The organism is Pseudomonas sp. Q12-87 (assembly GCF_001269755.1).
Taxonomy (GTDB): Bacteria; Pseudomonadota; Gammaproteobacteria; order Pseudomonadales; family Pseudomonadaceae; genus Aquipseudomonas; species Aquipseudomonas fluorescens_S.
Genome location: NZ_LHVI01000028.1, coordinates 354,226 through 375,781 on the forward strand (window position 1 = coordinate 354,226; position 21,556 = coordinate 375,781).

The window sequence follows — 21,556 nt, forward strand, 5'->3', positions numbered from 1 at the left end:
CCCCCGCTACCACAAGGTAACGGGGGCTTTTGTCTAAAGACGACGCTCTGCCGCATCGTACACTTCCTTATCCCGCCGAGCGCCAACGGCCACGATCAGCACCTGAATCGCCTTCCCATCGACTCTATAAACAATACGCGTGTCGCCTGTTCTAATTCTCCGACATCCCGCGAGGCTAGCTCTGAGCGGTTTACCGGTTTTGTCCGACTCTCCTTTGATAATCCGCTCCTCGATGACATCAAGGATACGGTTCGCCGAAGCCGCCCCCAGCTGATCCAGATCGTTTTGAACCTCCGGATGGTAGATCACGCCCCAAACCATTCACCGCTCCTTCAGTCGTTTTTGGCGTATCGCGCCCGCATAGCCTCATGGCTGATGGCCTTGGCCTGATCAAAACCGATCAATCGCTCGCGAGCTGTCGCCTCAACGCGAAGATTTTCCAGCTCATCAAGCATCTCCTGATAAGCCTCAACGTTGATAATGACTGCAGCGGGCTCATTATCTTTGAAGATCACCAGCCTTTCGGTTGTACGACTCGATATTTCCTTGAGCTTCGCACTGAAGCCCCGAACCATCGCTGTTACGGATACCGCTTGATCAGCTCGTTCTAATAGCGCTGCCATCGCTCTTCTCCAACACAGTATTTTGCGTATTTTTATACACACCTTTATGCGCAAAGTGTTGCGCCTCGGCACGTATAAATCAAGTTGTAAAAACTGCTTCCGACCGATTGCACACCATGGAAAACCTGTGCTTACAAAAAAGCCCCCGCTGCCGCAAGGCAACGGGGGCTTTTTTCCAGGCCTACATCTCGACCTGCGTCCCTAGCTCGATCACCCGGTTAAGCGGTAGATTGAAGAAACGCAAATTGCCGTTGGCGTTTTTCAGCATGAAGGCAAACAACATCTCGCGCCAACGGGCCATGCCCTCGAGCTTGGAGGCGATAATGGTTTCGCGGCTGAGGAAGTAGGTCGTGCGCATCGGGCTGAAGTCCAGGTCATCCAGATGGCAGAGCTTGAGCGCCTGCGGTACGTCCGGCTCGTCGGTGAAACCGAAGTGCAGGATCACCCGGAAGAACCCTTCGCCATAGGCATCGACCTCGAAGCGTCGCTGCGGTGGCACCCGCGGGATGTCTTCGTAGACAACGGTGAGCAACACCACTTGTTCGTGCAGCACCTGGTTATGCAGCAGGTTGTGCAACAGCGCATGGGGCACGGCATCCGAGCGCGCAGTCAGGAACACAGCGGTGCCTTGCACGCGGTGAGGAGGTTGCACGCGGATACTGCTGATGAAGATCGGCAGCGGCAACGCGCCTTCGTCCAGGCGTTCCACAAGCAATTGCTTGCCGCGCTTCCAGGTGGTCATCAGCACAAACAGCGCAATGCCGGCGATTACCGGAAATGCGCCGCCCTGGATGATCTTCGGCACGTTGGCGGCGAAGTACAGGCCATCCACCAATAGGAAACCGAGCAATACCGGGACCGCCAACAGCGGTGGCCATTTCCACAACAGCAACATCACGGCCGAGACCAGGATCGTGGTCATCAGCATGGTGCCGGTTACCGCTACCCCGTAGGCCGATGCCAGCGCGCCGGAAGACTCGAAACCCAGCACCAGCAGCACTACCCCGACCATCAGCGACCAGTTCACGGCGCCGATGTAGATCTGGCCCTGCTCGGCGCTGGAGGTGTGCTGGATATACATGCGCGGGATATAACCGAGCTGGATCGCTTGGCGAGTCAGGGAGAAAGCGCCGGAAATCACCGCTTGCGAAGCGATCACCGTAGCCATCGTCGACAGGCCCACCAACGGAATCAGCGCCCAGCTTGGTGCCAACAGATAAAACGGGTTGCGCGCCGCTTCCGGGTCACCGAGCAACAACGCGCCCTGGCCGAAATAGTTGAGTACCAAAGCCGGCAACACCAGGATGAACCAGGCGCGTGCGATCGGCTTGCGGCCGAAGTGGCCCATGTCGGCGTACAGCGCCTCGGCGCCGGTCAGCGCCAGCACCACGGCGCCGAGAATTGCCACGCCCATGCCCGGATGGACGACGAAGAAACGCACAGCCCAGGCTGGGTTTACCGCCTGTAGCACTTCCGGGTGTTGAATGATGCCGTACACACCCAGGGCGCCGAGCACCAGGAACCAGGTGACCATGATCGGGCCGAACAGGATGCCGATCCGCGCGGTGCCGTGGCTCTGGATCAGGAACAGCCCAACCAGCACCACCAGCGACAGCGGCACCACCCAGTGATCGATGCCGTCAAACGCCAGGCCAAGGCCCTCGATGGCCGAAAGCACCGAGATCGCTGGGGTGATCATACTGTCGCCGTAGAACAGCGCCGCGCCGATCAAGCCGCAGACCACCAGGAACGTGCGCAGCCGTGCCCGCCCCGCAGCCGCTCGCCGCGCCAGGGCGGTAAGTGCCATGATGCCGCCCTCACCCTGGTTGTCGGCCCGCAAGACAAACATCATGTACTTGATCGACACGACCCAGATCAACGACCAGAAAATCAGCGAGAGAATCCCCAACACGCCGTCGTGGTTGACCGGTACGCCGTAGCCGCCGGAGAACACTTCCTTGAGGGTGTACAACGGGCTCGTGCCGATGTCGCCATAAACCACTCCGACCGCCGCGACCAGCATGCTCAGCGGCTTAGTTGCCGAATGCTCGGCGCCCGCCACCTGACTACTTGCATGACCCATCCAACACTCCTGATTCCCAGACCTGCCAGCTTGAACGAAGCACGCTGCTTGATGCGTGCAGCATGCGCCGTTTCACTTATTGTTACAGACGTTTTATTGACTGTAGAAACAGCCGATACGCAAAGGCGCGAAGCATAGCGCAGCACTCGTCGCATTTCCCGGTATAAAGCTGGTCAACTGCGTCGACCCTGGATAGAATTGCGCACTTTTTGATCAGAGGCGCGTTCAGGCGTCCTGTCTCGGCAAGAGACGATCCCCCTACACCGAGGTTAGACATGTCCACCACTATCGCGCCAGCCAATCCCAAGGTTGGCTTCGTATCCCTGGGTTGCCCGAAGGCTCTGGTCGACTCCGAGCGCATCCTCACCCAGCTGCGCATGGAAGGCTATGACGTTGTGTCCACCTACCAGGACGCCGACGTGGTAGTGGTCAATACCTGTGGTTTCATCGATTCGGCCAAGGCCGAGTCCCTGGAAGTCATCGGCGAAGCCATCAAGGAAAACGGCAAAGTCATCGTCACCGGCTGCATGGGCGTGGAAGAAGGCAACATCCGCAACGTGCACCCGAGCGTGCTGGCCGTGACCGGTCCGCAGCAGTACGAGCAAGTGGTCAATGCCGTGCACGACGTCGTGCCGCCGCGCCAGGATCACAACCCGTTGATCGACCTGGTGCCGCCACAAGGCATCAAGCTGACCCCGCGCCACTACGCCTACCTGAAGATCTCCGAAGGCTGCAACCACAGCTGCAGTTTCTGCATCATCCCGTCGATGCGCGGCAAGCTGGTGAGCCGCCCGGTGGGCGATGTGCTCGACGAGGCCCAGCGCCTGGTCAAGGCCGGTGTCAAAGAGCTGCTGGTGATCTCCCAAGACACCAGCGCCTACGGCGTCGATGTGAAATACCGCACCGGCTTCTGGAACGGCGCACCGGTGAAAACCCGCATGACCGAACTGTGCGAAGCCCTCAGCACCCTCGGCGTCTGGGTCCGTCTGCATTACGTCTATCCGTACCCGCACGTCGACGAACTGATCCCGCTGATGGCCGCCGGCAAGATCCTGCCGTACCTGGACATCCCGTTCCAGCACGCCAGCCCGAAAGTCCTCAAGGCCATGAAACGTCCGGCGTTCGAAGACAAGACCTTGGCCCGCATCAAAAACTGGCGTGAAATCTGCCCGGACCTGATCATCCGTTCGACCTTCATTGTCGGCTTCCCCGGTGAGACCGAAGAAGACTTCCAGTACCTGCTGGATTGGCTGACCGAAGCCCAGCTCGACCGCGTCGGCTGCTTCCAGTACTCGCCCGTGGAAGGCGCACCGGCCAACGACCTGGACCTGGACGTGGTGCCGGACGACGTCAAGCAGGACCGTTGGGAGCGCTTCATGGCGCACCAACAGGCCATCAGCTCGGCCCGCCTGCAGATGCGCATCGGCCGTGAGATCGAAGTGCTGGTGGATGAAGTGGACGAGCAAGGCGCCGTAGGCCGATGCTTCTTCGACGCCCCGGAAATCGACGGCAACGTTTTCATCGACAACGGCAGCAACCTCAAGCCGGGTGACAAGGTCTGGTGCAAGGTGACCGATGCCGATGAGTATGACTTGTGGGCTGAACAGATCGGTTGATCCAGGCTCGGGCTTAAGCCGAGCTGGCTTTTGTGGCGAGGGAGCTTGCTCCCGCTCGATTGCGCAGCATCGCTAAAAAAGGGGGCCACTACGCTGCCCAGCGGGAGCAAGCTCCCTCGCCACAGATTCTGTACTCACAGCTCGTTGACTCGCCACATCGAAAAAATTTAAAAGCCCTGCTCTTGCGACAAGATGCAGGGCTTTTTTACGGCTATCGTATGAAGAATCAAGGTTTCCAGCACAAGGAACAGGCGGGCATGCGTCAGCATTCGGTCATCCACACACCGAAACCAAGCGATTACCAGGAACTGACCCAGGTGTGGGAGGCGTCAGTGCGAGCCACCCACGACTTCTTGCCAGACAGCTACATCGAACTGCTGAAAAACCTGGTGCTCACCCGTTACCTGGACGCAGTGATGCTCATTTGCACCCGCGACGCTCGCCAGCGGATCACCGGGTTCGCCGGTGTTGCGGCCGGCAAGATCGAGATGCTCTTCATCGACCCGCAGCACCGTGGCCAAGGCCTGGGCAAGCAACTGCTGCACTACGCCATGGAACAGCTGAACGCCGATCAACTGGACGTCAACGAACAGAACCCGCAAGCCCTGGGTTTTTATCTCAAGCAAGGCTTCGAAGTGGTCGGCCGCTCGGAACGGGACGGCATGGGCCAGCCCTACCCTCTGCTGCACATGCGCTACAAACAACCCGACCTGAAGGCTCGGCGCGGCTAAAAGCCACACGACGCAAATGGACCCGCGATTAACCGGCGCCAGGCAGGTACAATGCTCACCCTCTTTTTGTTACGGCCTTGTCATGACTGACCCGATTCGTCTCTCCAAACGCCTCATCGAACTCGTCGGCTGTTCCCGTCGGGAGGCTGAGCTGTTCATTGAGGGCGGCTGGGTCACCGTGGACGGCGAAGTGATCGACGAGCCGCAGTTCAAGGTCGGCACCCAGAAAGTCGAACTCGACCCTGAGGCCAAGGCTACCGCGCCGGAGCCGGTGACCATCCTGCTGAACGTCCCGGCGGGCACCGATGTGGATACCGCGATGGCCTCCCTGGGGCCAGAGACCCTGAGCGAAGAACACCGCTTCAGCAAGCGACCGCTCAAGGGACACTTCCTGCGCCTGACCGCCAGCGCCGACCTGCAGGCCAACGCCAGCGGGCTGCTGGTGTTCACCCAGGACTGGAAGATCCTGCGCAAACTCACCGCCGACGCCGCGAAGATCGAGCAGGAATACGTGGTGGAAGTCGAAGGCGAGATGGTCGCCCACGGTCTCAATCGCCTGAACCACGGCCTGACCTACAAGGGCAAGGAGCTGCCGGCGGTCAAGGCCAGCTGGCAGAACGAGAACCGCCTGCGCTTTGCCATGAAAAACCCGCAGCCAGGCGTGATCGCGCTGTTTTGCCAGGCGGTCGGCCTCAAAGTGGTCGCTATCCGCCGCATCCGCATCGGCGGCGTATCCATCGGCAAGGTGCCGCTGGGCCAATGGCGCTACCTCTCTGCCAAAGAGAAATTCTAATTTTCCGGCGCCGCACCGAACTGGGGCGCCCACTGCCGATTGATCAGGACTGCACACATGATTCACAACGACGTACTGCGCAGCGTGCGCTACATGCTCGACATCAGCGACAAGAAAGTCATCGAGATCATCAAGCTGGGCGGCCTGGACGTGACCCTGGCGGATCTGGCGGGCTACCTCAAGAAAGACGAGGAAGAAGGCTTCGTCTTCTGCCCTGATGATGTCATGGCGCACTTTCTCGATGGCCTGGTGATCTTCAAGCGCGGCAAGGACGAAAGCCGTCCGCCGCAGCCGATCGAAGTGCCGGTGACCAACAACATCATCCTCAAGAAACTGCGGGTGGCCTTCGAGCTGAAGGAAGACGACATGCACGCCATCCTCAAGGCCGCCGAGTTCCCGGTTTCCAAGCCGGAGCTGAGCGCGCTGTTCCGCAAGTTCGGCCATACCAACTACCGCCCGTGTGGCGACCAGTTGCTGCGCAACTTCCTCAAGGGCCTGACGCTGCGCATTCGCGGCTGATTTCCAAAAGCTGACGTGCATAGGGCTTCTGTGGCGAGGGAGCTTGCTCCCGCTGGACGCGCAGCGTCCCCTTGCGGTGTGTCAGACAAAACCAGGGGGCCGCTTCGCAGCCCAGCGGGAGCAAGCTCCCTCGCCACCGGGACCGTGGTCGATCGCACCGCTCGCGCTATCATGCCCTCTCCATCTCGCCTCGATTTCAACCCATGACTTACAGCGTCTCCCCCATCGGCTTCGTCCGCTCCTGCTTCAAGGAGAAGTTCGCCATCCCCCGCCAACCGCAACTGGCCCCGGCCGCTCGCGGTGTGCTGGAGCTGGTGGCGCCGTTTGACCAGGGCGATGCGGTGCAGGGCCTGGAACAGGTCAGTCATGTCTGGCTGCTGTTCCTGTTCCACCAGGCCTTGGAAGACAAGCCACGCTTGAAGGTCCGTCCGCCGCGCCTGGGCGGCAACAAGTCCATGGGGGTGTTCGCCACCCGAGCCACCCATCGCCCCAACGGCATCGGCCAATCGGTGGTCAAGCTGGAGCGGGTTGAAGCGGGGCGCCTGTGGATCTCGGGCATCGATTTGCTGGACGGCACGCCGGTGCTGGACATCAAGCCCTACGTACCCTACGCCGACATCATCGGCGCGGCGTCGAACAGCATCGCCAGTGCAGCGCCTGAGCTGATCCCAGTGCAATGGACGGACTCTGCCCTGCTCCAGGCCCGCGATCATGCCACGCGTCTGCATGAGCCCTTGGTGGACCTGATTGAACAGTGCCTGGCCCAGGACCCACGTCCGGCGTATCAGGTTCCTACAGCGGAACGGGAATATGGCGCACAGTTCTGGGACCTGGACGTCCGCTGGCATTATCCGCAGCCGGGGTTGATCCGGGTGTTGGAAGTGATCCCAACGAAAGAATAATCGCTGGAAACGAAAAAGCCCGCGCGGCCTTCATCAGGCGGCACGGGCTTTTTCTTGTGGTCTGTCAGTGTGACCAAGTCGCTGCCATCGCAGGTGCCGAAGTTTACTTCTCTACGAACGCCCGCTCGATCAGGTAATCACCCGGCTCGCGCATGCGCGGCGAAACGGTCAGGCCGAAGCTGTTGAGCACTTCGCTGGTCTCATCGAGCATGCTTGGGCTGCCGCACAGCATGGCGCGGTCGTCCTGCGGATTGATCGGCGGCAGGCCGATGTCGCGAAACAGCTTGCCGCTGCGCATCAGGTCGGTCAGGCGGCCTTCGTTCTCGAACGGCTCACGGGTCACGGTCGGGTAGTAAATCAGTTTGTCGCGCAGTGCTTCGCCGAAAAACTCGTTCTGCGGCAGATGCTCGGTGATGAACTCGCGGTAGGCGACTTCATTGACGTAGCGCACGCCGTGGCACAGGATCACTTTTTCGAAACGCTCGTAGGTTTCCGGATCCTGGATGACGCTCATGAACGGCGCCAGGCCGGTGCCGGTGCTGAGCAAATACAAATGCTTGCCAGGCTTGAGGTCATCCAGCACCAGCGTGCCGGTAGGCTTCTTGCTGATGATGATCTCGTCGCCTTCCTTCAGGTGCTGCAACTGGGAAGTCAGCGGGCCATCAGGCACCTTGATGCTAAAGAATTCGAGATGCTCTTCCCAGTTCGGGCTGGCGATCGAGTAAGCGCGCATAAGCGGGCGGCCATTGGGCTGCTGCAGGCCGATCATCACGAACTGACCGTTCTCGAAGCGCAGGCCCGGATCGCGGGTGCACTTGAAGCTGAACAGAGTGTCGTTCCAGTGATGAACACTGAGGACACGCTCGTGGTTCATGTTGCTCATGTACGGGGACTCCTGGGAATGATGCCTGCGTCGTCAATTTGCGCAATTGCATCGCATTCTAATGGCGGCGACAATATCTGTTAAATGGATTATTAAGATAAGGGTTATCGGTTATATCGATATGCGATTTACTCTACGTCAACTTCAAGTCTTCGTCGCCGTTGCCCAGCAGGAAAGCGTGTCCCGTGCCGCGGGCCTGCTCAATCTGTCGCAATCGGCGGCCAGCACCTCCATCACCGAACTGGAGCGGCAATCGAGCTGCCAACTGTTCGACCGTGCCGGCAAGCGCCTGAGCCTCAATGCCCTGGGCAAACAGCTGCTGCCCCAGGCGGTGGCACTGCTGGACCAGGCCAAGGAGATCGAAGACCTGCTCAACGGCAAGTCCGGCTTCGGCTCACTGGCGGTCGGCGCCACGCTGACCATCGGCAATTACCTGGCGACGCTGTTGATCGGCGGCTTCATGCAGCGTCATCCGGAAAGCCAGGTGAAGCTGCACGTGCAAAACACTGCCAATATCGTGCACCAGGTGGCCCATTATGAAATTGACCTGGGTCTAATCGAAGGCGATTGCAGCCATCCGGACATTGAAGTGCAAAGCTGGGTCGAGGATGAACTGGTGGTGTTCTGCGCTCCCCAGCATCCGCTGGCCAAGCGCGGCCAGGCGACCATGGAAGAGCTCACCCATGAAGCCTGGATCCTGCGCGAACAAGGCTCCGGTACGCGGCTGACCTTTGACCAGGCCATGCGTCATCACCGCAGCGCGCTGAATATCCGCCTGGAGCTGGAACACACAGAAGCGATCAAGCGAGCCGTGGAGTCCGGCCTGGGCATCGGCTGCATTTCACGCCTGGCCCTGCGCGATGCCTTCCGCCGCGGCAGCCTCGTCGCGGTGGAAACCCCGGACATGGACCTGGCCCGGCAGTTCTATTTCATCTGGCATAAACAAAAATACCAGACCTCGGCCATGCGCGAATTCCTCGAACTGTGCCGAGCGTTCACCGCAGGGGTCCAGCGCAGCGACGAAATCGTGCTCCCGGCCATCGCCTGAGGATTAGAGCAGAACCACACCCCAGACCAACGCAATCATGGTCAAGGCGACGAACTGGGCGGCGCTGCCCATGTCCTTCGCGTTTTTCGACAACGGGTGCAGCTCCAGGGAGATGCGGTCGATGGCCGCCTCCACCGCCGAATTCAGCAACTCCACGATCAGCGCCAACAGGCAGACCGCGATCAGCAATGCCTGCTCGACACGGCTGACATTCAGAAAGAACGACAACGGAATCAGCACGACGTTGAGCAATACCAACTGGCGGAAAGCCGCTTCGCCGACAAACGCGGCGCGCAGACCATCGAGGGAGTAACCAGAGGCGTTGAGGATACGTTTCAGGCCGGTTTGGCCTTTAAAAGGTGACATAGAGTGGGCAACTGATCAAAAAGGAGTGGAGAAGCTAATTCAAGCTCGGTCAAAAAAGCGTGAACCCGGCCATCAAGGCTGCGGTGAAATTGACTCAAGTTGTTGCAACAACAGGGCCGCCTGGGTCCGGGTGCGCACGTTCAGTTTACGGAAGATCGCCGTGACGTGGGCTTTGATGGTGGCCTCCGACACGTTCAGTTCATAGGCAATCTGCTTGTTCAGCAGGCCTTCGCAAACCATGGTCAGCACACGAAACTGCTGCGGCGTGAGGCTGGCCAGGCCCTCGCTGGCCGCCTTGGCTTCCGCGGAGACGCTGACCGCTTCGAACGCCTGGGGCGGCCAGGAAACATCACCGTCCAGGACGGCTTTCACCGCCTGCTGGATCATTTCCAGGGAGCTGGACTTGGGGATGAAGCCGCTGGCGCCGAACTCACGGGCCTTGACCATCACCGAGGCTTCTTCCTGGGCCGAGACCATCACGACCGGAATCTGCGGGTATTGGCCGCGCAACAACACCAGCCCTGAAAAACCGTAGGCCCCGGGCATGTTCAGGTCCAGCAGCACGAGGTCCCAATCGGCCTTTTCAGTCAACCGGACTTCCAGCTCCGCGATACTGGCCACCTCCGTCAACCGGACATCCGGGCCCAGGCCCAGGGTCACTGCCTGATGCAACGCGCTGCGAAAGAGCGGGTGGTCATCGGCAATCAGGATTTCGTATGTGGCCATTGTTCAAATGATCCTGTTTTTTAATGGCAGGCCCGATGCATTCGCGCCTCGCCAAAACAACTCAAGACACCGCCAGGCAGCGGCATCCACAGGGGCACGTTCAACGCCAAACACGGCGTTTCAAACTTCGGCCGCACCCTGGTCGGCGCCAAGCATGCCCAGCGAAGCGGGGGTGGTCAAGCAGCACGGCCGCCACTGGTCCAGTATGAGCCACTATTGGGCCAATACTGCTGGCGCCGCATGAATAAAGGGCCGTAGCTCGGCGTGGGCCGGCGTCGATATGTCCACCGCTTGCTGGCGCTTGGCCCCCAGGTAGTGCTGACTGAACACATCAAAATAAGCGTCCAGGGCCGACGCGGCGTCGCTGTCCCCTGCCAGTTCCAGACACAGCGCGGCCACTTCGGCGGTGCACAGATGCTCGCTGCGGGTCGAACGGCGCAGACGATAGCGCGACAGCTTGTCAGGCAGCAGGCTCAGGATCGGCAGCCTATCGAAATAGGGGCTCTTACGAAAAATCTTCCGTGCCTCGGTCCAAGTAGCGTCCAGCAGAATGAACAGCGGGCGCTTGGCGCGATCAAGGTCGACGGTATGGGTGACCCGCGATGGCTCCACGTACTCGCCGGGAAACACCAGATAGGGTTGCCATTGCGGGTCGTTCAGCAACGCCAGCAGTTGCTCGTCGACGTCGGTGCGAGACCAGATGAAGGCGTGGTTATCGCGCACCACGTCGGCAATCAGCCAACCCGTGTTGCTCGGCTTGAAGACTTCCTTGTTGGTCATGATCAGGCAGATCCCGGAGCGGGTCTCGACGTTTGGACGCCAGGCGCACAGGCAATGGCTCTCGATGACCCGACAGGCACTGCAACGGGGGGCACGCCAGCCACGGGCCTGAATCGGCTTGATGCCTTCATCGATGCGCTGGTCACGCAGCAGCGCGACGGCATTAGGGGCATGATTCATCGTGGGCGACGCCGACAAACAGGAAAACTCGACACGAACGACACTCGGCAGGGCAATAAAGGCCGGCATTCTACCAGAGCGCGCAAGCCTGTACCGTGCACCCGGGCTCCCCTATAATTCCCGGCCACTGAACGCACAGTCATGTGATCGGTCGAACCACCAGTCACTGAACCAGGAGAGTTTCATGCTGCGCCTTATCGTCCCTACCGTTGCCGTTCTGCTGGCGACGTCTTTCAGCGTCCAGGCTGCCTCGCTGAAAGAACTCGAACTGAACAAGATGCTGCAGAACGTCGCCAAGGAAAGTAGCGTCGGTACGCCGCGGGCGATCAATGAAGACATTCTGGACCAGGGCTACACCGTCGAAGGCACCGAGCTGATCAACCACCTCAGCGTGCAAAGCAGCCATGCCCAGAAAATGCGCGCAGATCCCAAGGCCGTGTATTTCCAGCTGGGCTCCACCGTGTGCACCAACCCGGGTTTCCGCAAGCTGATGGCCAAGGGCGCAACGATGCGCTACGAATTCACCGAAGTTAAGACCAACCGCCCAGTCGCGACCGAACGCTTCCAGGAATCGGATTGCCCGAAAGCGGCCAAGGCCAAGAAATAATCAACCTGAGCGTGCGCGCCGCTGTTCGTCATCGGCGCGCAATTCCGCCACCAGCGCCTGTAGATAACGCGAGCGCCATGTCCGCCCTTCCAATCGGCGGCAACATTCCTCTTCAAGGCTCAACCGATTGGCCTGAGCTGATTCCAACAGCGCCAGGTACAGCTGCCTGTCGAGTTCCAGGGTCACCCTGCTCATCTCTCCCGCCTCCATGCCCGATCCGCTTGAATCCTTCGCGTGGCGCCCAGCCCTGGGCGTAAATTTTCATTGGCACGCTTGTTAATCAGTAAATCAGAGCGGCACGCAACCGGTCGGTAATCTGACGAGCGGCACGGTAGCCTTCGTTGCATCCAGCGGTTGCCAAGGGCCACTTTTGAGCGCCATGATCAGGGCAGCGCAGATTGGCGCAAAGGTCTAGATTCATAAATGTATCGACTACTTGGGCAGAACGAGGCTGCCCTGTCAGCGCCTTGCCGTGTGATGGTCTTTATCCAAGGAAAAAGCAGAACCCGCTGGGTGGCTTGGTCGCCTTGCTGCGAACCGCGCCGAGCCAGGTCGGCATCCGGGCAAGGGCCTGGGCTGACAGCGACACATGGAGTGTCAGGGCCATGACGAATCTCTCGTTCAGGCCGGGGTCCTGTCAAGAAGGAGAAGCTGAATGCCTTATAAACCCAATGATGTGCTCAGTCGTCATTTTGAGAACCACGGCCACGACCTCACCCGCAAGGTCGAAGAGCAACTCAGCCTGGTGTCACCCAATAGCCCGAACCTCCCCATCTACCGAGACATGATCCTGACCGTACTGCGTATGGCCCAGGAAGATCACAACCGCTGGAATGCCAAGATTACCCTCCAAGCACTGCGGGAGCTGGAGAACGCCTTTCGCACGCTCGAACAGTTCAAAGGACGCCGCAAGGTCACCGTCTTCGGCTCGGCCCGAACGCCCATCGAACATCCACTGTATGGCATGGCCCGCGAGCTGGGGGCAGCGCTGGCCCGCTCCGACATGATGGTCATCACCGGTGCCGGCGGGGGCATCATGGCCGCCGCCCATGAAGGCGCGGGGCGCGATCACAGCCTGGGGTTCAACATCACCCTCCCCTTCGAACAGCATGCCAACCCGACCGTCGAAGGCACGCCGAACCTGTTGCCGTTCCATTTTTTCTTCACCCGCAAATTGTTCTTCGTCAAGGAAGCCGATGCGCTGGTGCTCTGCCCGGGCGGGTTCGGCACCCTCGATGAAGCGCTGGAAGTCCTGACGCTGGTACAGACGGGTAAAAGCCCGCTGGTGCCGGTGGTCTTGCTGGATGTTCCAGGCGGCAAGTTCTGGCAAGGCGCCCTGAATTTCATCCGTGAGCAACTGGAGGAGAACCGTTACATCCTGCCTACCGATTTGAAGTTGATGCGTCTGGTGCACAACGTCGAAGACGCCGTGGAAGAGATCAACCAGTTCTATCGCAACTTCCATTCCAGTCGCTGGCTCAAGCATCAGTTCATCATCCGCATGAATCGCAAGCTGAGCGAACAGGCCATGCAGCAGATGCAGGCTCAATTTGCCGATTTGTGCCTGAACGATTGTTTCCATCAGCATGATTACGGCGGTGAAGAACATGACGAGGCCAGGTTCAGTCATCTGACGCGACTGGCCTTCACCTTCAACGCCCGCGATCACGGCCGCTTGAGAGAACTGGTGGATTACATCAACCTGCCGGAAAACTGGGCCCAACCCGCCCAAAAAGTCCAACCCCTGACATGGGAGCCGCTGAAGGTAACCTGAGCCCATAAAAAAACGGCCCGCTATCGAAATAGCGGGCCGTTTTCATTTAATCATCCATACCGCGACCGCTGAACAAGCGGTTGATCATTTCCATGGAATACCCTCGGTACGCCAGGAAACGCCCTTGCTTGGCGCGTTCTCGTGCATCGATGGGCAGATGCCCTGAGAACTTGCGGCGCCAGGTATCGATCAATTGCTCTTGCCAATCGATACCACTTTCACGCAGGGCGAGTTCGATATCAGGCCGCTGCAAACCGCGCTGGCCCAGCTCTTCACGAATTCGCAAAGGACCATAACCGGATCGGGCGCGATAAGAGACAAAGCTTTCCAAATAGCGGGATTCCGACAACAGGCCTTCTTCCGTCAAACGGTCGAGGGCCGAGTCGATCAGCTCATCGGGAGCGCCGCGCTGACGCAGCTTGCGCGTCAGCTCGACTCGACCATGCTCGCGTCTTGCGAGCAGGTCCATCGCGGTTCGCCGCACCGCGACGAGGGTATCGAGTACGACGGTCATCGAATCTATCAGAGGTCAGCGTCAGCCAGGTCATCAACGGTTTCACGATTGGCCACTGCCTTGACATCCGCTACGGGGCTCAGCAATTTGTCACGCAGTTGCTTCTCAAGGGCAGCTGCAACTTCCGGGTTGTCCGCCAGGAACTTGGCCGAGTTGGCCTTGCCCTGACCGATCTTGGTGCCGTTGTAGGCATACCAGGCGCCCGACTTCTCGACAAAACCGTGCAGTACACCCAGGTCGATCATTTCGCCGTTGAGGTAGATGCCCTTGCCGTAGAGAATCTGGAACTCAGCCTGACGGAACGGCGAAGCGACTTTGTTCTTCACGACCTTGACGCGGGTTTCGCTGCCGACAACCTCATCACCTTCCTTCACCGCACCAGTGCGGCGGATGTCCAGGCGAACCGAGGCGTAGAATTTCAGCGCGTTACCGCCGGTGGTGGTTTCCGGGCTGCCGAACATCACGCCGATCTTCATGCGGATCTGGTTGATGAAGATCACCAGGCAGTTGGCGTTCTTGATGTTACCGGTGATCTTGCGCAGGGCCTGGGACATCAGGCGAGCCTGAAGGCCCACGTGCATGTCGCCCATTTCACCTTCGATTTCCGCTTTTGGCACCAGTGCCGCCACGGAGTCGACGATGATCACGTCAACCGCGTTGGAACGCACCAGCATGTCGGTGATTTCCAGGGCCTGCTCACCGGTGTCCGGCTGGGAAACCAGCAGGTCGTCGACGTTGACACCCAGTTTGCCGGCGTATTCCGGATCCAGGGCATGCTCGGCATCGACGAAGGCGCAAGTCGCGCCGGCTTTTTGGGCCTGGGCGATCACGGACAGGGTCAGCGTGGTTTTACCGGAAGATTCAGGACCGTAGATTTCAACGATTCGGCCTTTTGGCAGGCCGCCGATGCCCAGCGCAATGTCCAGGCCCAGGGAGCCGGTGGAGATGGAAGGAATAGCCTGACGGTCCTGATCGCCCATACGCATTACGGCACCCTTGCCGAATTGACGTTCGATCTGACCCAAGGCCGCAGCCAAGGCTTTCTTCTTGTTGTCGTCCATTAAAGTCCTCACGTAATCAATAAGGCCTGACGGCCAACACCTGTATAAGTAGCCAGTATTATTCCACAGCGATTGAGGATCGCCTACCCCTGATTTGAGATTTCTACAGCGGCATGTTGCAGCAGCCCCTCTAGCGCGGCCTTAACCGTTTGTCGGCGGACCTCGTCGCGGTTGCCTGCAAAGAACCGCTGCTCGCTGACCACCGCCTCGCCAATCCCCCAGGCCAACCATACGGTGCCCACCGGCTTGTTCGGCGTGCCCCCGTCCGGCCCGGCGACCCCGCTGACCGCCACGGCATAACGCGCCAGGCTTTTATGCTGGGCACCGCGCACCATAGCCTCGACCACCTCGCGACTGACCGCCCCCACCGTCGCGAATAACTCGGCCGGGACGTTCAACTGCTGGGTCTTCTGGCGATTGGAATAGGTGACGTAACCGGCCTCGAACCAGGCCGAACTCCCGGGAATACGGGTGATTGCCTCGGCAATCCCACCGCCGGTACAGGACTCGGCCGTGGTCACGTGGGCATTGAGCAACTGCAAGCGCCTGCCGAGTTCAGCGGCCAGCCCGGTAATGTCGTCCATGATGCTCTCCCGATTCGACACAATGGAGGCCTACCGTACACGAGCATTCGCAGCTTGCAAGGCTCGCCGGATCATTGACCTAGGGCCCTGACATAGGCCTGGCAAGCCTGTAAGGCAATCAGTCCTCGATCGCCTTCGTGGGTGATGGCGATAATTCGTTGAGCATGCGCTGGGTCAAGTCGGGCGCGTGGGGCGCCATGATCCAGGCTGCCGGCGCCGGCGGCGGCGGCGGCAGGCATTGTGCAACCGGCGGCCACATCGTCGGCGTCGAGGAGGACTGACAGCCGCACATCGGCAGTAGCAAGGCGATCGCGCAGGCGATCCTGGTCACGTTGGGCATCGCTCAAGGCTCGGTAATGGGTGTGTTCGCTGGCGGACAGTTGGCGTCCAAGGGCTTCGCGTTTGTCTTGCTCGACCTTTTGCTGCATTGCGGCCGACTGGCTTATCCGGTTCAACGTGTCGGCCTGGGATTGCTCCAGTTGCGCCAATTGTCGGCCATAACGCCAATCTTGAACTCGCCATGCGAGCATCGCCGGGCCACCCGCCAATAATGCCAATAGAACGACGATGCCAAGGGTACGAGCGGAAAAAGGCATCAGGCTGAAGACTGGCATAACGCCGCCCTCGCCCGCGCCCAGAGTTGCAGGCGATCTTCCAAACCGTTCAAACCACCGTTGATGCGTCGGGTAATGCTGTTGAACTGATCGCGATCGGCCAGTTCGTTCAAGCCGTTTTGCTCCCAGAACCACGCAGCGGACTCAGCTGCCCATTGCGGTTGCTCCAGCAGTTCAGGCAAGGCCAGCAGGCGTGCGTCGCCAAACAGTCCCTGACTGCAACGAAGGTAATTGTCGCGGCCGGTAATCTGGATCAGACCGCGGCCCCGATACTTCTGGCCATCACCGTCGGCCTGGGACGAATTGCCCAGGCGCACGGCCAACGGCCCCGTGTCGTACTTGCCCAGGTATTGATCACCGCCGAGCTCGCGCACGTAACGCAATTGCCCCGACTCATGGCCGACCTGGGCCAGGAACATAGCGATGCGTTTAGGCGTGTCGATGCGATAGCGGGACATGGCTGCGTTAAGCGCAGAAATGAAAACGCCCGCTTGGGTGCGGGCGTTGGGCATGATGTTGATGAGTTGCTGTTGGGTAACGTCCATAGTCGGGTCATCGAAATTCGTTGTTGGGGTTGCCTTCTTCGCGAGCAAGCTCCCACAGGGCCTGGTATTAAGCCCTGGCATCCAGGCAAGTCGCATCAATCGTGCAGCGATAGCTCTTTTCCCGGTCACCGGCCGCCGTGACCTTGTCGATCGACCAGCGACCGCGCATGAAATCCGGCCAAGTGGTGTCCAACAGCACGATGCCTTCCGCCGATAATCCGGGGTTGCCAGGGCATTCAATTTTCACCTTGAGAGCCTCGCGCATCATCCGGCGCACCTCACCTTCAGCAGCGGCACGGGCGTCGTTGGCGCTCTGGAAGCGCTGGCGCAGGTTCTTGAACGGCGCGATGCCGATCTCCTCCACGCGCAGTTTACCGGCCACCGGGTCCCACCAACTGGTCTTGCAGCCCTGGTATTTCGCCCGGGCGTTTGCATCAAGAATGGCGGAAATAAAGGCATGGTCGCCCGGACGATTATCGGTCGTCACTGACAACCTGATGGGTGGCAGGACCTTGCCCGACAATGATTTCGCCTGACCACGCCGAGCCAGCACATACAACTCGTTGATCGGTTTGGCGACGGCATCGTAACGGTGGGCAAGTCGCGTCAGGAAGCCCATGTCGGTTTCGTTGGACTGGTCGATATGCTCGATTTTAATCAGCGACAGGTCCGGCGCCACACGGGGAGAAAAACCGTGTCGGGAGGTCAATTGGCGAAACAACGCCCCAAGGGTTGTCGGGCCATGACTGGCAGATCGGCGCTGTTTGAATCCACTCTGGTCGGCCGCGCTGAACGGCGCCGCCATCGCCACCAGCGTCAGCTTGAGGGGAAACAGCATAGGCGTAAGCCGGGTGATAACGAACTCGCCCTTGTCCACCAGGCCCGACTCGAGGTAACCGACCCGCAAGCCGATTTTCCCGCCCAGGCTGGGCAGGCCTTCAAGCCCCTCCAGGCTGATCGTGAGCGTCAGTTGGTCGGACTCGATCCCCGCCGCGTCGACATGAGTCCAATTGAGCAAGCGTTCGTTGAGCAACGCAGCGTTCGCGCCGTAGATTTCTATTGCGGGGGTGAAACCCAGTGACATGTCGCCTCCTTAATCCCAGGCTGAAACCGGTGGGGTCGCGACGGGTTTGACGTCCACTTCCGGCAGTACCACCCATACACCCGCAGGCAGCACCGCCCCCCATTCGGCCAGCGTTGGATTGAGCCGCCAAAGCGCTTCTTCAGTGGCATCGTCACAATGCGCGAGCTCGCGATACAGCAACAGATTCACCGAATCACCGGCGATGCTTCGAACCCTACGCATTGGCGAACTCCGTCAATTCAATGACCCAGCCGACCACCATCGCGGTACCGTCATCGATGATCTCGGTCTGGGATTCAGTCACTGTGTTGATTCGCCAGAGGCCCCAATTGCGACCGATGCCATCCACCAACGGCAAGGGGATGCGCTGCGCCTGCAATGCCCGCAGCTCATCGAGACGGTCCATGGCGGTCGCGTACATCGACTTGCCTGTGATCGTCAGCCCTTGCAGGCCTTGGCCGGTCTGGCTGGACTTGGGTTTGCTGGTGAGAATGTCGATGTTTTTCCAGCCGCCATCCGATGTATGTACCAGTTGGTGGTACGCAAAGTTTCTCGACAGGCCGAAAATGAAGCTGCCGAGGGCCATTTGTTGACGCATCACGTACCTCCGTCGGTCAGGGCCGCATCACTGCGCATGGCGAGTGAGTTGGGCATGGTCGTTAAGCCGAATTGGCCAGAAAGCTGCTGCACGACCAGGTTGGCCAACTGACTGGCGCTGGCCTGGTCCTGACCATTGATATAGATGTTCGCAGTCAGGGTGTTCTGCTGTGTGGTTGTCTGGGTGCTGATCAGGTCTTTGCTGACCTGGTCTGGCGCGGCGAGTCTGTCGGCGGGGGCAACGAGTTTTTCGCCCAGAGACGCGCCGACGTCGCTCCCCAACCAACCGCCCAGCAGTCCGCCAACCAACCCACCAATGGCAGTGCCAATCACCGGAACGACACTACCCAAAGCGGCACCGGCAGCAGACCCCGCAGCAGCGCCTGCCCACCCGCCCCCTGCGGCTCCCAGGCCTGCGCCCATCATTCGTTTGTCGCCGGTAAGGACACCCTCGGCCACATCGGCGACGGCGCCGACTACCTTTAATGGGCCGGGCGCCCTGCGAGTCATCGAGCGTAACGAGGCCGTTGGCCCGAATGAAAAACGCCCTGCGCCTCCCCGTGAGCCTCGTGTACTGACGCGTATTTTCGACCCGCTCGTGGATTCGGGACCCTGGCTGGCATTGCGTGTATCGAGCTTGTCCCCACGAGATTTTCTGAAATCTTCGGAGATCACCTCACCCAAGCCGCCGGGAAGGTGCGGGGCAGCCCTACCCAACACCCGCTTAGCCACCTGGTTGGACATCTCATCCCCTACAGCCTTGAGCAGCGCGCCCACCAGCGGTTTGATCGCTGCAACAACCAGCACAATGGCAGCGGTGGCCTTGGGCGAAGATTCAGCCAGCTCACTCATGCCATCAGCCAGCGAACCCAGCCATTGAAACGAGCTATCCGCCAACGGTACCAGCGCATTTCCCGTGGCCACTGACAAACGCTCGTTATGTGCGTTGAGGACGTTTAGCTGGCCTTGCTGGGTGTTCGACAGCGCCAACGCGTCCTGCCGCACCGAGCCGTTGTTGCCCAATTGTGAAGTGGCGTATTGGCCCGGGTCTTTCACCTGCAAGAAGGCTGCGTTCACGTCGGGCAGTTTCTGCGCCATGCGCAGCACTGCCTCATCGCCCTTGCCGAATAGCGTGGTTGCAAGGGCCGAGCGTTTTTCAGTCGGTTGCGCGTTCAAGGCCGCAAGCACGGTCATCATTGTGCCGGGCGCCGTGTCCTTGTCGCGCAAGCCGCTCGACACCGCCGCGGGCGCCAGGCCCAGCTGTTTCCAGGCCGCTTGCTCGGCTGTGGAGGCTTGCTCACCCTTGTCCAGGGCCGTCGTGAAGTCATCCAGCGCTGCGCCGGCTTCAGCTTGTTTCGTACCGGTATTGAGCAACGCCGCCGTCAACGCCGCGGCTTGCACAGGGGCCAGGCCGGCGGTCGTCGCAGCCGCACCGTCACGCTGCAAGACGGCGCCGATGTCACCCGGTTTCGCTCCACCGGGTAGTTTGCCCAGGTGGTTGGTGGCATCCGCCAGATCAAAGGCTTGGGCGCCGCTGAGCTTCATGGAAGTACGCCAGCCAGCCATCATTTCGGCCATCTCCATGGCCGGCTTCCTGAACGCCGCCGCGGCCACGCCAACATCCGAGGCGAAACGCAACAGTTCCCGCTGTCGGTCCGAGGCATCGAGCAACTCGCTACCAATGCCTTCCTTGGCCGCCAGGGTTTCTATCCTCACCAGATCAACCGCTGTGGTGCCCCCGGCCGCCACCAACGGGGCGGTGGCGATCTGCTGGGTTGGCGCAGCCATCTGTTCGATCTGGCGAGGGCTGAATTGGGTGGCCTGCTTCAGATCGGCCATCGCCGTATCCATGGCTATCGCGGGTTTCAGCAGCTCCGGCGGTTCGATACCGCCACGCGACTTACCTTTTGACTCATTGGCCGACTCCCCCTTGGCGCCGCCCCCAATTGTCTGGGAGAACAATCGTTGCGCCGACAGCTTCACGGTCAGTGACTCGATCGCCGAGGTGAGCAGACCGAGCTTGAGCCCCAACTTTTCCAGCGCCAGATCGAGGCTCAACAGTTGATCCCGGGGGAAGGCACTTTGTGCTGATATACCACTCGTCAGACTGGTATTTCCCAACGCCAACCCACTCCCATCGAAAGCTGCGTATCTGAGCGAATATCTATCGTCCGCCATCCCGCTCTACTCCTGTTTCACGCCAAGGCGAGTGATCGCAATGTCGTAGCGGCGCAAGGCCTTGCCGGCGTCCCACTCCAGGATTTCCGCCTCACTTACCGAGTAAATGAGCGGCACCACATCGAGGATCACTTCGATGTCGCGCTCCGAAAGAAGTCCGCCGGTTTGTTTAAAAAATCGTCGATGCGTACCTGCAGCTGGGTCCAGTCGGGCACGGTCAACAGGTCGAGGTCGGGAATCATCAGGCCGGTGCAATGGGCGGTGATGAATTCGGCGCGTTCCTTGGCTGTCTTCAGCTTCTTCATCGCCTTGGTGGCACGCAGCGCCGGCATTTCCAGGGTCAGCGAGGTCATGCTGCGGCCCGCTACGTCGAGCGGTTGCAGTAGCGGCACCTGGTCGGGGTCGGCCTGTGTGTCATCTAGAAAGTACGACGCCGGACGGGTCGACATTTCATGTACGTATTGCGCAATGCTGACGTAGTCCGGGCGCTTGAGCTGGTCGAGCTCCTTGACCGACAGGCCAGTGGCCAATTTCGCCAGCTCGAAGAACTGGTCGTCTTCGTCATCGCCTGCACGGGCCAGGGCGTCTTTTTGCGCGGCGTAGAACAGCGGCTTGAGCGAGAGTTGCTCGATCTGCGAACCGTCGTCACCGGTGATCGGCGACAACAGCTCATGTGTAGGAGGCATCCAGGACATGAAATCAATTCCTTGGTGAATCATGGCGGGCGAGCCCCCTGTGGGAGCGGGCT

At 60.1% G+C, this 21,556-nt stretch carries 27 protein-coding genes; 8 read left to right on the forward strand and 19 right to left on the reverse strand.

What is annotated here, in order from left to right; genetic code table 11:
- Nucleotides 1-33: 33 nt before the first annotated feature.
- The 3 genes from AD663_RS21135 to AD663_RS21145 form a co-directional block, all read right to left on the reverse strand.
- Nucleotides 34-321, reverse strand: coding sequence for a type II toxin-antitoxin system RelE/ParE family toxin (locus AD663_RS21135; protein WP_053214484.1), 288 nt, complete (start codon nt 319-321; stop codon nt 34-36).
- Nucleotides 322-332: 11 nt separating this feature from the next.
- Nucleotides 333-623, reverse strand: a complete 291-nt coding sequence (locus AD663_RS21140) for a Phd-YefM (RefSeq protein WP_033046236.1) — start codon at nt 621-623, stop codon at nt 333-335.
- 181 nt (nt 624-804) lie between these two features.
- On the reverse strand, nt 805-2,646 hold the full coding sequence (locus AD663_RS21145; protein WP_371261223.1) for a potassium transporter Kup: 1,842 nt from the start codon (nt 2,644-2,646) through the stop codon (nt 805-807).
- A 335-nt stretch (nt 2,647-2,981) separates the two neighbouring features.
- Between AD663_RS21145 and rimO the strand changes: the two genes are divergently transcribed.
- The 5 genes from rimO (at nt 2,982) to tsaA (ending at nt 7,267) form a co-directional block, all read left to right on the forward strand.
- Entirely contained in the window at nt 2,982-4,322 is a 1,341-nt protein-coding gene (gene rimO / locus AD663_RS21150) for a 30S ribosomal protein S12 methylthiotransferase RimO (protein WP_003184774.1), read from the forward strand.
- Between the two features lie 257 nt (nt 4,323-4,579).
- A complete protein-coding gene (locus AD663_RS21155) occupies nt 4,580-5,053 on the forward strand; it encodes an acetyltransferase (RefSeq protein ID WP_003184776.1) in 474 nt (157 codons plus the stop codon).
- An 82-nt stretch (nt 5,054-5,135) separates the two neighbouring features.
- Nucleotides 5,136-5,846, forward strand: coding sequence for an rRNA pseudouridine synthase (locus tag AD663_RS21160; protein ID WP_003184779.1), 711 nt, complete (start codon nt 5,136-5,138; stop codon nt 5,844-5,846).
- A 57-nt stretch (nt 5,847-5,903) separates the two neighbouring features.
- Entirely contained in the window at nt 5,904-6,365 is a 462-nt protein-coding gene (locus tag AD663_RS21165; protein ID WP_003184781.1) for a DUF1456 family protein, read from the forward strand.
- 203 nt (nt 6,366-6,568) lie between these two features.
- Nucleotides 6,569-7,267, forward strand: coding sequence for a tRNA (N6-threonylcarbamoyladenosine(37)-N6)-methyltransferase TrmO (gene tsaA, locus AD663_RS21170; protein WP_003184783.1), 699 nt, complete (start codon nt 6,569-6,571; stop codon nt 7,265-7,267).
- A 103-nt stretch (nt 7,268-7,370) separates the two neighbouring features.
- On the opposite strand, the gene fpr is transcribed toward tsaA, so the two are convergent.
- On the reverse strand, nt 7,371-8,150 hold the full coding sequence (gene fpr / locus AD663_RS21175) for a ferredoxin-NADP reductase (RefSeq protein ID WP_003184787.1): 780 nt from the start codon (nt 8,148-8,150) through the stop codon (nt 7,371-7,373).
- 121 nt (nt 8,151-8,271) lie between these two features.
- Here fpr and AD663_RS21180 point away from each other — a divergent pair, with 121 nt between their 5' ends.
- Entirely contained in the window at nt 8,272-9,198 is a 927-nt protein-coding gene (locus tag AD663_RS21180) for a LysR family transcriptional regulator (protein WP_053214485.1), read from the forward strand.
- A gap of 3 nt (nt 9,199-9,201) precedes the next feature.
- Here AD663_RS21180 and AD663_RS21185 read toward each other — a convergent pair whose 3' ends face one another.
- The 3 genes from AD663_RS21185 to AD663_RS21195 form a co-directional block, all read right to left on the reverse strand.
- On the reverse strand, nt 9,202-9,564 hold the full coding sequence (locus AD663_RS21185) for a diacylglycerol kinase (RefSeq protein ID WP_003184792.1): 363 nt from the start codon (nt 9,562-9,564) through the stop codon (nt 9,202-9,204).
- A 72-nt stretch (nt 9,565-9,636) separates the two neighbouring features.
- Complete coding sequence (gene erdR, locus AD663_RS21190; protein WP_003184794.1) at nt 9,637-10,290, reverse strand: response regulator transcription factor ErdR; 654 nt, start codon at nt 10,288-10,290, stop codon at nt 9,637-9,639.
- A 213-nt stretch (nt 10,291-10,503) separates the two neighbouring features.
- Nucleotides 10,504-11,250: a tRNA-uridine aminocarboxypropyltransferase gene (locus tag AD663_RS21195; RefSeq protein WP_053214514.1), complete on the reverse strand. Its 747-nt coding sequence runs from the start codon at nt 11,248-11,250 to the stop codon at nt 10,504-10,506.
- A gap of 184 nt (nt 11,251-11,434) precedes the next feature.
- On the opposite strand from AD663_RS21195, the gene AD663_RS21200 reads away from it, so the two are divergent.
- Nucleotides 11,435-11,857, forward strand: coding sequence for a quorum-sensing-regulated virulence factor family protein (locus tag AD663_RS21200; RefSeq protein ID WP_053214486.1), 423 nt, complete (start codon nt 11,435-11,437; stop codon nt 11,855-11,857).
- Here the strand turns inward: AD663_RS21200 and AD663_RS21205 are convergent, their stop codons facing one another.
- Both AD663_RS21205 and AD663_RS29430 read right to left on the reverse strand, forming a co-directional pair.
- Nucleotides 11,858-12,052, reverse strand: a complete 195-nt coding sequence (locus AD663_RS21205) for a hypothetical protein (RefSeq protein ID WP_003184799.1) — start codon at nt 12,050-12,052, stop codon at nt 11,858-11,860.
- A 289-nt stretch (nt 12,053-12,341) separates the two neighbouring features.
- Nucleotides 12,342-12,464, reverse strand: coding sequence for a hypothetical protein (locus AD663_RS29430; RefSeq protein ID WP_256217234.1), 123 nt, complete (start codon nt 12,462-12,464; stop codon nt 12,342-12,344).
- Nucleotides 12,465-12,512: 48 nt separating this feature from the next.
- Between AD663_RS29430 and AD663_RS21210 the strand changes: the two genes are divergently transcribed.
- Nucleotides 12,513-13,631, forward strand: a complete 1,119-nt coding sequence (locus AD663_RS21210) for a TIGR00730 family Rossman fold protein (RefSeq protein WP_003184803.1) — start codon at nt 12,513-12,515, stop codon at nt 13,629-13,631.
- A gap of 46 nt (nt 13,632-13,677) precedes the next feature.
- On the opposite strand, the gene recX is transcribed toward AD663_RS21210, so the two are convergent.
- The 10 genes from recX to AD663_RS21260 form a co-directional block, all read right to left on the reverse strand.
- Complete coding sequence (gene recX, locus AD663_RS21215; protein WP_003184805.1) at nt 13,678-14,145, reverse strand: recombination regulator RecX; 468 nt, start codon at nt 14,143-14,145, stop codon at nt 13,678-13,680.
- Nucleotides 14,146-14,153: 8 nt separating this feature from the next.
- On the reverse strand, nt 14,154-15,206 hold the full coding sequence (gene recA / locus AD663_RS21220) for a recombinase RecA (RefSeq protein WP_003184807.1): 1,053 nt from the start codon (nt 15,204-15,206) through the stop codon (nt 14,154-14,156).
- 83 nt (nt 15,207-15,289) lie between these two features.
- On the reverse strand, nt 15,290-15,790 hold the full coding sequence (locus AD663_RS21225; protein ID WP_003184809.1) for a CinA family protein: 501 nt from the start codon (nt 15,788-15,790) through the stop codon (nt 15,290-15,292).
- Nucleotides 15,791-15,861: 71 nt separating this feature from the next.
- Nucleotides 15,862-16,404 carry a lysis system i-spanin subunit Rz gene (locus AD663_RS21230; protein WP_053214487.1) on the reverse strand — a complete coding sequence of 181 codons (543 nt, stop codon included), beginning with the start codon at nt 16,402-16,404 and terminating at the stop codon, nt 15,862-15,864.
- Nucleotides 16,386-16,949, reverse strand: a complete 564-nt coding sequence (locus tag AD663_RS21235) for a glycoside hydrolase family 19 protein (RefSeq protein WP_003184813.1) — start codon at nt 16,947-16,949, stop codon at nt 16,386-16,388. The genes AD663_RS21230 and AD663_RS21235 overlap by 19 nt, the downstream gene beginning before the upstream one ends.
- A gap of 67 nt (nt 16,950-17,016) precedes the next feature.
- Entirely contained in the window at nt 17,017-18,033 is a 1,017-nt protein-coding gene (locus AD663_RS21240) for a contractile injection system protein, VgrG/Pvc8 family (RefSeq protein ID WP_053214488.1), read from the reverse strand.
- A 9-nt stretch (nt 18,034-18,042) separates the two neighbouring features.
- The gene (locus tag AD663_RS21245) at nt 18,043-18,255 is read right to left on the reverse strand and encodes a tail protein X (protein ID WP_003184817.1); all 213 of its coding nucleotides are present in this window, start codon (nt 18,253-18,255) and stop codon (nt 18,043-18,045) included.
- Nucleotides 18,248-18,631, reverse strand: a complete 384-nt coding sequence (locus AD663_RS21250) for a phage tail protein (protein ID WP_003184818.1) — start codon at nt 18,629-18,631, stop codon at nt 18,248-18,250. Before AD663_RS21250 ends, AD663_RS21245 begins: the two co-directional genes overlap by 8 nt.
- Entirely contained in the window at nt 18,631-20,808 is a 2,178-nt protein-coding gene (locus AD663_RS21255; protein WP_003184820.1) for a phage tail tape measure protein, read from the reverse strand. Before AD663_RS21255 ends, AD663_RS21250 begins: the two co-directional genes overlap by 1 nt.
- A gap of 128 nt (nt 20,809-20,936) precedes the next feature.
- Nucleotides 20,937-21,503: a phage tail assembly protein gene (locus AD663_RS21260; RefSeq protein WP_003184825.1), complete on the reverse strand. Its 567-nt coding sequence runs from the start codon at nt 21,501-21,503 to the stop codon at nt 20,937-20,939.
- Between the last annotated feature and the right edge of the window lie 53 nt (nt 21,504-21,556).